The sequence below is a fragment of the Cupriavidus phytohabitans genome (genome assembly GCF_000426345.1).
GTDB lineage: Bacteria > Pseudomonadota > Gammaproteobacteria > Burkholderiales > Burkholderiaceae > Cupriavidus.
Genome location: NZ_AUFE01000045.1, coordinates 44443 through 54606, shown reverse-complemented (window position 1 = coordinate 54606; position 10164 = coordinate 44443). Strand labels below are relative to the sequence as shown.

Below are 10164 nucleotides of genomic sequence, written 5' to 3'. Positions count from 1 at the left end.
GCCTGCAGGCCGGCGACGCCGGCGCCCAGGATCAGCACGCGCGCGGCCTTGACGGTGCCGGCGGCGGTCATCAGCATCGGCATGAAGCGCTGGTAGTGGTGCGCGGCCACCAGCACGGCCTTGTAGCCGGCGATGTTGGCCTGCGACGACAGCACGTCCATGCTCTGCGCGCGCGTGGTGCGCGGCGCGGCCTCGAGCGCGAACGCGGTCACGTTGGCTGCTGCCATGCGTGCGTTGTTCTCGGCATCGAAGGGATTGAGCATGCCCACCAGCACAGCCCCGGCCTTCATCTGGGCCAGTTCGGCCGGCTCGGGGGCGCGTACCTTGAGCACCAGTTGCGCCCCGAGCGCCTCGGCAGCGGTGCCGATGGTGGCGCCGACCGCTTCATACGCGCCGTCGGGCTGGCTGGCGCGAACGCCGGCGCCGGCCTGGACGACCACCTTGTGGCCCTGGGCGACGTACTTCTTGACCGTCTCGGGGGTGGCGGCGACGCGAGTTTCGCCTGCCCGCGTCTCCTGCGGGATGCCGATGTACATCGTCGATTTCTCCTTTAGCTGGCGTCGTGATCTGGTTGGGCGGACCGACGTCTGGTCCGTTGCTCGCCGTGCCGGCCTGGCCGCAGCGCACAATTTTTTCGCAGCTTACAGCAATCTGACGCGCTATGGTGTGACCGCGCGGTCGGTTTTTGTTGCAGTGCGGCGACGAATTTCCGGACAGTTCCGAACAGTTTCGCCTGGCTGTCTGGTCGGCGGCCGATGCCGCTGCACGATGCCCCGGCAACCGGTAGAATGCGAGATTGCCTAAAAATTGAGCATCATGCCACGTGATTGGAATGCCAGCGTGACCGTTGCCGCCGTGATCGAGCGCGGCGGACGCTTCCTGCTGGTCGAAGAGGAAACCGCGGAAGGCCTGCGGCTGAACCAGCCCGCCGGCCACCTGGATCCGGGCGAGAGCCTGATCCGCGCCGTTATCCGCGAAACCCTGGAAGAAACCGCACACACCTTCGAGCCGCGTGCGTTGCTGGGCTGCTACATGGGCCGCTCGCTGTCTTCGCGCAGCGGTACGGATGTCACATACGTGCGCTTTGCCTTTACCGGCGACCTGGGCTCGCTCGACGCGGGCCGCCAGCTCGACACCGGCATCGTGCGCACGGTCTGGATGAGTGCCGACGAGATCCGCGCGTGCCCGGAACGCCATCGCTCGCCGCTCGTGGTGGCCTGCGTCGACGATTACCTGGCCGGCAAGCGCTTCGCGCTGGACGCGTTGTACACGCACCCTTCGGCGTTGTCCGTGGGAGCACAGTTGTGAGCGCGAACGCAAACGCGAAAGGCAAGCGCGTGGTCGTGGGCATGTCGGGCGGGGTCGATTCGTCGGTCACTGCCTGGCTGCTCAAGCAGCAGGGCTACGAGGTCATCGGCCTGTTCATGAAGAACTGGGAAGACGATGACGACAGCGAGTACTGCTCCACACGCCAGGACTGGCTGGACGTGGTGTCGGTGGCCGACCTGATCGGCGTCGACGTCGAGGCGGTCAACTTTGCCGCCGAGTACAAGGACCGCGTCTTTGCCGATTTCCTGCGCGAGTATTCGGCAGGCCGCACGCCCAACCCCGACGTGCTGTGCAATGCCGAGATCAAGTTCAAGGCTTTCCTGGACCATGCGATGTCGCTGGGCGCCGAGACCATCGCCACCGGCCACTATGCGCGCGTGCGCCAGAACGCGGCAGGGCGCTTCGAGCTGCTCAAGGCGCTCGACCACACCAAGGATCAGAGCTATTTCCTGCACCGGCTGAACCAGGCGCAACTGTCGCGCACGCTGTTCCCGCTGGGCGAGATCCCCAAGACGCGCGTGCGCGAGATCGCTGCCGAGATCGGCCTGCCGAACGCGAAAAAGAAGGATTCGACCGGTATCTGCTTTATCGGCGAACGGCCGTTCCGCGATTTCCTGAACCGCTACCTGCCGACCCGGCCGGGCCCGATGAAGACGCCCGAGGGCAAGGTCGTGGGCGAGCATATCGGGCTGGCGTTCTATACGCTGGGCCAGCGCAAGGGCATTGGCCTGGGCGGCAGCCGCGATGGCAACGGCGATGCCTGGTATGTGGCGCGCAAGGATATGGCGAACAACACGCTATACGTGGTGCAGGGCCACGACCACCCGTGGTTGCTGACGCCGGTGCTGACCGCCTCGGATCTGTCGTGGGTGGCCGGCGCGCCACCGGCCGCGGGCGCGGCGATGGCGGCCAAGACCCGCTATCGCCAGAGTGATGCCGCCTGCACCGTGCAGGCGGCGGACGGGAACACGCTGCAGCTGGGATTTGCCGAGGCCCAGTGGGCCGTCACGCCGGGGCAGTCGGCGGTGCTGTATGACGGCGAGGTGTGCCTGGGCGGCGGCATCATCCAGTAGGCGCTGCCGGCGGCCGGATAAAAAACACCCGCTGTGTGCGGGTGTTTTTTATCAAGGCGGGCGGGTTTCAGCCGCGCGGCGGCGCGGTATCGATGAATGACTGCCGCTTCGACAGCTTTTCTTCCAGCGCCGCCAGGTTGGGATGGCGCTCGCGCCAGGCGATATCGGGGAAGCGGAAATCCAGGTAGGACAGCGCGCAGCCCACCGCGACGTCCGCCAGCGAATAGTGCGTGCCAGTGCAGAAGGGGCGGTCGGCCAGGCCGTGTGCCATGGCGGCCAGCGCCGCGTCGATCTTGCCGAGCTGGCGCTTGACCCAGCGTTCGCTGCGCTCGTGCGGCTCGCGCTGCGTCACTTCCAGGCGCGCCAGCAGGGCCGCGTCGAGCAGGCCGTCGGCCAGCGCTTCCCAGCAGCGCACTTCCAGCCGCTCGCGCCCGCCTTGCGGGATCATCCGGCTGACCGGCGTCAGCGTGTCGACATATTCGACGATCACGCGCGAATCGTAGATGGCGCCGCCGTCTTCCATCACCAGGCAAGGCACCTTGCCGAGGGGGTTGTACTGGCCGATCTTCGATTCCGGCGACCAGACGTCCTCTTCAACCAGCTGGTAGTCGATCTTCTTTTCCGCCATCACCACGCGCACCTTGCGCGCGTAGGGACTGGTATGGGACGCATACAGCTTCATGTTCTCCCCTTGAGCTTGTTATGAAGTGCATCGCCTGCGGCGTGGCAGCGGCGCCGGGGTGCGCTGCTGCCCGATGCACTTCATAACAGGCTACTGGAACGGCGTGCGCGAGTATACCTGCGGTGCCGGATGAATGCGGGGTCGCGCACCGATGCCCCGCGGGCGCACTTGACCGCTGCCCCGGAGCCGGGGCAGCGGTGGTAAAATCCCGCGTTGCGCAGCGCCGGACGCCGGTGCGGCGCGTGCGGGCGAACCCGCCGGTGCGGCGCATCGGGCGCTTCGCCCTTGTTGCCGGCGGTTGCTTCCGCCGATCCGACGCTGATATCGCGCCAGCCCCCGCGGCGTGCACCGTACGTCCCCTATTTCCTCCTTTCCCCGGTTTCCAGCATGACCACCTCCTCGCTTTCGCCGCTCACCGCTCTATCCCCGATCGATGGCCGCTACGCCGCCAAGGCCGACGCGCTGCGCGAATGGCTGTCCGAGGCGGCCTTCATGCGCAACCGCGTCAAGGTCGAGGTGCACTGGCTGATCGCGCTGGCCCAGACCGGCCTGCCCGACATGCCGAAGTTCTCCGCCGCCTCCGAAGCCGCGCTGCTGGCACTGGTGGACAAGTTCTCCGAAGCCGATGCCGCCCGCATCAAGGAAATCGAAGCCGTCACCAACCATGACGTGAAGGCCGTCGAGTACTGGCTCAAGGAGCAGGTCAAGGGCAACGCCGAACTGGAAGCGGCCAGCGAGTTCATCCACTTCGCCTGCACTTCGGAAGACATCAACAACACCTCGCACGGCATGATGCTCAAGGGCGCCCGCGACGGCGTCATCGTGCCGGCGCTCAGGCGCGTGCACGCCCGCCTGGTGGAACTGGCCAGGCTCAATGCCACCCAGCCGATGCTGTCGCGCACCCACGGCCAGCCGGCCAGCCCGACCACGCTGGGCAAGGAAATGGCCAACGTGGCCGCGCGCCTGGCGCGCGCGATCCAGCGCATCGAGCAGGTCGAGCTGCTGGGCAAGATGAACGGCGCGGTGGGCAACTACAACGCCCACCTGTCGGCATACCCGACGTTTGACTGGGAAGCCTTCTCGCGGCAAGTGATCGAGACCCGCCTGGGCCTGACCTTCAATCCGTACACCATCCAGATCGAGCCGCACGACTACATGGCCGAGCTGTTCGACGCGGTCGCCCGCGCCAACACCATCCTGCTCGACCTGAACCGCGACATCTGGGGCTATATCTCGCTGGGCTACTTCAAGCAGAAGACCAAGGCCGGCGAAATCGGCTCGTCGACCATGCCGCACAAGGTCAACCCGATCGATTTCGAGAACTCGGAAGGCAACGTCGGACTTGCCAACGCGGTGCTGCGCCACCTGTCGGAAAAGCTGCCGGTGTCGCGCTGGCAGCGCGACCTGACCGACTCGACGGTGCTGCGCAATATCGGCGTGGCCTTCGGCTACAGCCTGCTGGCCTACGAGGCCTGCCTGCGCGGCCTGGGCAAGCTGGAAACCAACCCCGAGCGCCTGAACGAAGACCTCGACAACTGCTGGGAAGTGCTGGCCGAGCCGGTGCAGACCGTAATGCGCCGCTTCGGCGTGCCCAATCCGTACGAGCAGCTCAAGGAGCTGACCCGCGGCAAGGGCATCTCGCGCGAGGCGCTGCAAACCTTCATCAACGGCCTGGCGATCCCGGCCGATGCCAAGCAACTGCTGCTCGACATGACGCCGGGCAGCTACATCGGCAAGGCGGTCTCGCTCGCAGAGCGCATTTAACGTCACATCAGTCGGCCGCAGCGCCGGCACAGTCAGAAAAAGCCATCCGCCAGGATGGCTTTTTTGCTTTGGCCGCGCCCGATTGTGCTACCTCGAAGCCGTCTGCGGCGTTGTGGCGCTTGCGGCAGAATGACACTTCAAAGCATTTGAATAACTTAATGAAGGACTGTCCTGCATGGGCGCACTTCCCGCCGCAATAATGCGAGAATCTTCAGCGCCCCGGCGGATCCAATTCCAGGGTGCTCCCCCAAATTTGTGAAATGCCCATGACCCGGGCGAGAGGAAACAGATGCGTTCTACCGCCAATGCCCCGGCCGGCTACGGTGCCACAGCCATCGCGCTGCACTGGATCGTCGCCCTGGCGATCTTCGGCGCGTTCGGGCTCGGCCTGTACATGACCGGCATCCCCGGGCTGACGCCGACGAAGCTGAAGCTGTATTCGTGGCACAAGTGGCTGGGCGTGACGATCTTCGCCGTGGCGCTGCTGCGCGTGCTGTGGCGCGCCACGCACGCGGCCCCGCCGGTCGCGCCCGGCACGCCGGCATGGCAGGCCAGGGCCGCCGCCGGCGCGCATCACCTGCTGTACCTGTTGATCGTGATCGTTCCCATCAGCGGCTATTTCTACAGCCTGGCGGCTGGCGTGCCGGTGGTCTACCTCGGCCTGTGGAAGATGCCGGTGCTGATCGAGAAGAACGACGAACTGAAGGAATTGCTCAAGTTTGCGCATGCCTGGCTGAACTACCTGATGGCCGCCGTGGTCGTTGTCCATGCGGCGGCGGCAGTGAAGCACCAGTTCGTCGACCGCGACGGCACGCTGGGCCGGATGCTGCCCTTCCTGCGCTGATATTCTGCGCTGACATTTCCCATACTGCGGCGCCTTGCGCCGAACCTCGAACCTGATACAGGAGTCATTGAAGATGAATCGCCATTCCCGCCGCGGCTCGCTGGCCCTCAACGCCACCGTGGCAGCCGTGCTGGCCGCCGCAGGCATCGCCGCCAACCTGGCCTGGGCCCAGGTTGACGCGGCCAAGAGCTCGGTGACCGCCGTGGCGCGCCAGATCGGCGTGCCGATGGAAGGCAAGTTCAAGAAGTTCGATGCGCAGGTCAGTTTCGATCCCGCCAAGCTGGCCGCCTCGTCGGCCAAGGTCGAGATCGACGTCGCCAGCTTCGAGATCGGCGACGCCGAGACCACCAAGGAAGTGAAGGGCAAGGACTGGTTCGACGCGGCCAAGTACCCCAAGGCCGTGTTCCAGTCCACCAGCATCAAGAACGGCACGCCGGGCAAGTACGACGTCGCCGGCAAGCTGACCATCAAGGGCAAGACCGTCGATGTGGTGGTGCCGGCCACCTACCGCCAGGAAGGCGCCAGCCAGGTGTTCGAGGGCGCGCTGCCGATCAAGCGCACCGCGTTCAACATCGGCGACGGCGAGTGGAAGGACACATCGGTGGTGGCTGACGATGTGCAGATCAAGTTCCGTATCGTGCAGGCCAAGAAGTAAGGCCGGCAATCCGCTGACGTACCAGGACGTTAATAACCAAGAACGTTCCGCTTAACCTGTTAACCTGCTTTTGTCGGGAGATCCCATGAAACTGCGTTCCGTCGTTGCCGCCGTCGCGGCCATTTCCGCAACCGCCGCCTTCGGCGTGGCTTCGGCCAATACCGTGACGTACAACCTCGATCCGACCCATACCTATCCGAGCTTCGAGGCCGACCACCTGGGTGGCCTGTCGACGTGGCGCGGCAAGTTCGACAAGTCCAGCGGCACCGTCACGCTGGATCGTGCCGCCAAGGCTGGTACCGTCGAGGTGAAGATCGATCCGTCTTCGATCGATTTCGGCAATACCAAGCTGAACCAGCACGCCAAGGGTCCGGACATGTTCAACGTGGAAGCTTTCCCGGAGGCGACCTACAAGGGCAAGTTCAGCAAGTTCAAGGGCGACGTGCCGACCGAAGTCGACGGCGTGCTGACGCTGCGCGGCGTGTCCAAGCCCGTCAAGCTGGAAATCCGCGAATTCAAGTGCATCCAGCACCCCATGCTCAAGCGCGAAGCCTGCGGCGCCGACGCCGTGGGCGAGTTCAACCGCGCCGATTTCGGCCTGGACTACGGTGTGAAGATGGGCTTCAAGCCCGAAGTCAAGCTCGCCATCCAGGTGGAAGGCGTGCGCGCCGAGTAAGCGCCACGGGTTGGCCCGCCAGGGCCCGCTCACAGAAAGCGACACAAGGCCGGCGATCGCCGGCCTTTTTTCATGGCTTTAGGTATCCTGTAGCCGACCCCGCCGCTAGAGGGGCGGACAAGGCACTTGGTTGTACGCGACTCAATTGCCACAGTACAATGGGCCGCGGCAATTCCAGACGATCCGGGCATGTCGGTGCTTTCCCGCAAAGGGTGAGCCCGCCGCCCGCCAACAGGCTATAGCGCATTCCTATGAGCATTCGCTGCACATCCCGATACCGGTAGCCTTCCCCGCGATTCTCTCGCCCCTCCTGCTGTACCCGGCCGTCCCGCCCAGGCAGTATGGCCCGCAGCGTTTCTCGGATTTCCCTGGCGCAATACCGTGTATTCCAAAACGCAAATCGATCCGGTAGTTAGTTTCCGCAACTCGCAGGGCGAACAGGTGCGGGGCACGATCATCAATCTCCAGAGAAAGTCTCTGGTGATGGAAATCTACAATCCGTACTCGATCGTGCAGGTCAGCGAGGTGCTGAGCGAGCTCAGCGTCCGCATGGGCGCCAAGAATGCCTACCTGGGCAAGGCCGTGGTGATGAGCCTGGTGAACACCGGCCTGACTGCGGTGGTATCGCTGACGCTGATCGACGAGTGGCGCGAGCTGACCGACCTGAACAACGAGCCCAAGTCGGTCGCGCGCGAAGCCGAGCTGTTCGTGCAGGACTGGGATACGCGCTTCAATATCCGGCGCGACTACCAGATCGTGGTCAACGAGATGCGCGCCTTCCTGTCCGAAGTGTCGCGCTGGGTCGAGCAGGTCGACCTGACCGAATCGCTGCCCAAGAAGGACGGCAAGCTGCGCGAGGACGTGTTCTACGAGCTGGCCACGCCGATCATGGCCAGGACCAAGACCTATCTCGACTGGCTCGAGGGCGAGGCCGAGCGCGTGGACCCGGAGATCGCGCCGGTGCACCGCACCTATGCGCAGTCCGCGCTGCACCCGCTGCTGCTGCGCGCACCGTTCGTGTACCGGACCTTTACCAAGCCGCTCGGGTACGCGGGCGACTATGAGATGGTCAACCAGATCCTGAGCGATCCGCAGCAGGGCCCGACCACTTACTTCCAGATCGTCAACACCGCCTTCCTGAAGGCGGCAGTGGCCACCGCGCACCGCAACCGCATCGACCTGCTGGTGGACTTCCTGACGCGCCAGGCCGAGCGTGCGCGCGCCGCCGGCCGCCCGCTCCGCGTGCTCAACGTGGGCTGCGGACCGGCCTTCGAGATCCAGCGTTTCGTGCGCGAGTATCCCAATCCGGAGCTGCTGTCGTTCCAGCTGGTCGACTTCAGTGAAGAGACGCTGGACTACACGCGCAACTCGATCGAGCGGGCGGCCTCTGGCGCCGGGCGCAAGGTATCGGTCGAGATGGTGCACCAGTCGGTGCACGATCTGCTCAAGCGCCGCATCTCGCCTGACGATATCAGTGCACGGGAGTTCGATGCGGTCTACTGCGCGGGGCTGTTCGACTACCTGTCGGACAAGGTCTGCACGCGGCTGCTGGCGTATTTCGCCTCGCGTTCGCGTACGGGCGGCCAGATCCTGGTCACCAACGTGCATGCCAACAATCCAGAGAAATTTGGCATGGAGCACCTGCTGGAGTGGTACCTGATCTACCGTGACGACGCCGGCATGGCGCAGCTGCTGCCGGAGAATTCGCATTCGCACCGCATCTACGTCGACGCCACGGGCGTCAACGTCTTTGCTGAAGCCACCATTGAATGAGGCTGTCCGGGCGGACCACCCCATGAGCACCAACCAACTCTACGCCGGCTACCAGTCCGAGCTGGCCGATTTCCGCCTGGCGTTCAGCCGTGGCGGCGCATATACCGCGATCGTGCTGGTCCTGCTCGGTGTCGGGCTCGACTACGGCCAGTATCCACAGCAGCAGCTGGCGTTCGCGGTGGCGCGCGTGGTGGTGTCCCTGCTGATCGCGGGCGTGGTGGTGATGCTGTACAGCGCCATCGGGCGCCGGTTCGCACCCTGGCTGACGCTGACCTGGCTGCTGCTGCCGCAGATCATGATCGCGTGGATGATCTCGCAGACCGAAGGCGTGCAGTCGCCTTACTACGTCGGCCTGAACCTGGCGATCTTCGCCTCGGGCATCGCGCTGCCGTTCGGGCTGTGGCAGAACCTGGTCTTTGGCCTGCTTTCCTACCTGCTGTACGTGCTGGCGTGCCTGTTCCACGCCGGGGGCATCGAGCCGATGGGGACCTTCATCGTCAACTCGCTGTTCCTGCTGTTCGCCGCGGCGGCCAGCGGGGTCTATACGTTCTTCAATGAGCGCGCGCGTTTCATCCTGTTCCGCCTGAAAGCGGAAGTGGCCGAGAAAAACGCCGAGCTGGAAGTCATCAACCGCAAGCTGGTCGACATCAAGGGCCAGATGCTGCAGCAGGAAAAGATGGCCGCGATCGGTACGCTGGCGGCCGGGCTGCTGCATGAGGTCAACAACCCGGTCAACTTCTGCCTGATGGCGATCGAGGTGGCGATGGAGGAGCCGCAGGCCAAGGAAAGCGAATCGCTGACCGAATGCCTGGTCGATGCCAAGCAGGGCATGCAGCGCATCCAGCATATCGTGTCCGACCTGAAGACCTTCGCCTACCGCAAGCCGGGCGCCGAGGTAGAGGGCACGCCATTCCTGTTCGAGAAGGCGCTGGACTCGTCGATCCGCCTGACCGCGCACGAGCTGCGCGGCGTCAAGGTGACGCGCGAGCTGCCGGGCGACACGCTGGTGCTGGGCGATGAGGCCGCGGTCATCGGCGTGCTGATCAACCTGTTCTCCAACGCCGCGCTGGCCATGCGCAAGGCCGGCACGGCCGCGCCGGAGATCCATACCACGGTGCGCTGGGCCGACAGCCGGCTCCATGTCACGGTGCGCGACAATGGCCCCGGCATCGCCGAGGAAAACCTGGCGCGCGTGTTCGAGCCCTTCTTCACCACGCGCGACGTGGGGCAGGGCCTGGGGCTGGGGCTGTCGATCAGCTACGCGGTGATCGAGCGCCACGGCGGCCAGCTCTTCGCCGAGAGCGAGCTGGGGCAGTGGGCCGCGTTCAGCTTTGACCTGCCGCGCGCGGAGTAAGCCGTCATGAGTGC

Annotated in this window: 10 protein-coding genes; 8 read left to right on the top strand and 2 right to left on the bottom strand. The window is 65.1% G+C overall.

Annotated elements, in window-relative coordinates:
* Positions 1–536, bottom strand: a 536-nt coding sequence (locus K309_RS0125170; protein WP_029048983.1) for a hypothetical protein, incomplete at its 3' end; no start/stop codon positions are given.
* Positions 537–816: 280 nt separating this feature from the next.
* On the opposite strand from K309_RS0125170, the gene K309_RS0125165 reads away from it, so the two are divergent.
* Both K309_RS0125165 and mnmA read left to right on the top strand, forming a co-directional pair.
* Positions 817–1308: an NUDIX hydrolase gene (locus K309_RS0125165; RefSeq protein WP_029048982.1), complete on the top strand. Its 492-nt coding sequence runs from the start codon at positions 817–819 to the stop codon at positions 1306–1308.
* Positions 1305–2402, top strand: coding sequence for a tRNA 2-thiouridine(34) synthase MnmA (gene mnmA, locus K309_RS0125160; RefSeq protein WP_084402534.1), 1098 nt, complete (start codon positions 1305–1307; stop codon positions 2400–2402). Before K309_RS0125165 ends, mnmA begins: the two co-directional genes overlap by 4 nt.
* 67 nt (positions 2403–2469) lie before the next feature.
* Here the strand turns inward: mnmA and K309_RS0125155 are convergent, their stop codons facing one another.
* Entirely contained in the window at positions 2470–3084 is a 615-nt protein-coding gene (locus K309_RS0125155) for a glutathione S-transferase family protein (RefSeq protein WP_029048980.1), read from the bottom strand.
* A 387-nt stretch (positions 3085–3471) separates the two neighbouring features.
* Here K309_RS0125155 and purB point away from each other — a divergent pair, with 387 nt between their 5' ends.
* The 6 genes from purB (at position 3472) to K309_RS0125125 (ending at position 10150) form a co-directional block, all read left to right on the top strand.
* Positions 3472–4848, top strand: coding sequence for an adenylosuccinate lyase (purB, locus tag K309_RS0125150; protein ID WP_029048979.1), 1377 nt, complete (start codon positions 3472–3474; stop codon positions 4846–4848).
* 289 nt (positions 4849–5137) lie between these two features.
* Positions 5138–5692, top strand: a complete 555-nt coding sequence (locus tag K309_RS0125145; RefSeq protein WP_029048978.1) for a cytochrome b — start codon at positions 5138–5140, stop codon at positions 5690–5692.
* A 73-nt stretch (positions 5693–5765) separates the two neighbouring features.
* Entirely contained in the window at positions 5766–6347 is a 582-nt protein-coding gene (locus K309_RS0125140; protein ID WP_029048977.1) for a YceI family protein, read from the top strand.
* Positions 6348–6432: 85 nt separating this feature from the next.
* A complete protein-coding gene (locus K309_RS0125135; RefSeq protein WP_029048976.1) occupies positions 6433–7023 on the top strand; it encodes a YceI family protein in 591 nt (196 codons plus the stop codon).
* A gap of 381 nt (positions 7024–7404) precedes the next feature.
* Entirely contained in the window at positions 7405–8796 is a 1392-nt protein-coding gene (locus K309_RS0125130) for a class I SAM-dependent methyltransferase (protein WP_029048975.1), read from the top strand.
* 22 nt (positions 8797–8818) lie between these two features.
* The gene (locus K309_RS0125125) at positions 8819–10150 is read left to right on the top strand and encodes a sensor histidine kinase (protein ID WP_029048974.1); all 1332 of its coding nucleotides are present in this window, start codon (positions 8819–8821) and stop codon (positions 10148–10150) included.
* The last annotated feature ends 14 nt before the right edge of the window (positions 10151–10164 follow it).

Coding starts and splice junctions, on each gene's coding strand:
- K309_RS0125165 (WP_029048982.1), top strand. CDS start 817: ATGCCACGTGATTGGAATGCCAGCGTGACCGTTGCCGCCGTGATCGAG.
- K309_RS0125155 (WP_029048980.1), bottom strand. CDS start 3,084: ATGAAGCTGTATGCGTCCCATACCAGTCCCTACGCGCGCAAGGTGCGC.
- purB (WP_029048979.1), top strand. CDS start 3,472: ATGACCACCTCCTCGCTTTCGCCGCTCACCGCTCTATCCCCGATCGAT.
- K309_RS0125145 (WP_029048978.1), top strand. CDS start 5,138: ATGCGTTCTACCGCCAATGCCCCGGCCGGCTACGGTGCCACAGCCATC.
- K309_RS0125140 (WP_029048977.1), top strand. CDS start 5,766: ATGAATCGCCATTCCCGCCGCGGCTCGCTGGCCCTCAACGCCACCGTG.
- K309_RS0125135 (WP_029048976.1), top strand. CDS start 6,433: ATGAAACTGCGTTCCGTCGTTGCCGCCGTCGCGGCCATTTCCGCAACC.
- K309_RS0125125 (WP_029048974.1), top strand. CDS start 8,819: ATGAGCACCAACCAACTCTACGCCGGCTACCAGTCCGAGCTGGCCGAT.